This is a genomic window from Streptomyces sp. AB3(2024) (assembly GCF_041862025.1).
Classification (GTDB): Bacteria; Actinomycetota; Actinomycetes; order Streptomycetales; family Streptomycetaceae; genus Streptomyces.
The window spans coordinates 1-520 of the sequence record NZ_JBGWAB010000337.1 but is presented as its reverse complement, the minus strand read 5'-3'; the positions used below and the strand labels follow the sequence as shown (position 1 = coordinate 520).

The following is a 520-nucleotide window of genomic DNA, read 5'->3' as shown; positions in this document are numbered from 1 at the left end:
GACGCATGCTGTGCCGCCCGTGTCCAGGGTGACGGTCTCGTTCAGTCCGCCGGGGCCGGTGAAGGTGACGGTTCCGGTGGGGGTGCCGCTGCCGGGTGCCACTGCGGTGACCGTGGCGCACACCGTCACGGTCTCGCCGCACACCGAGGGGTTGGGGTCCACCGTCACCGACACCGCACTTGTTGCCGGGTTGACCGCCACATCCATGGTGCCGGTCGATGAGGAGAGGCATCCGTCGCCGTTGTAGACGGCTGTGACCGTGCCGGTTTCCAGCGTGGTCGTGGTGACGCATGCTGTGCCGCCCGTGTCCAGGGTGACGGTCTGGTTCAGTCCGCCGGGGCCGGTGAAGGTGACGGTTCCGGTGGGGGTGCCGCTGCCGGGTGCCACTGCGGTGACCGTGGCGCACACCGTCACGGTCTGGCCGCATACCGAGGGGTTGGGGTCGACCGTCACCGACACCGTGCTCGACGCCTGGTTGACGGTCACCGGTGCGGTGCCGGTCGATGAGGAGAAGCAGCTG

The 520-nt window shown here is 69.4% G+C and carries 1 protein-coding gene; it reads right to left on the bottom strand.

Annotated features, from left to right (window positions below; all coding sequences use genetic code 11):
- Positions 1 to 453 (bottom strand): Ig-like domain repeat protein (locus ACEPPI_RS40650; RefSeq protein WP_373920261.1); only part of this gene is annotated, 453 nt, incomplete at its 3' end.
- Positions 454 to 520 lie beyond the last annotated feature (67 nt).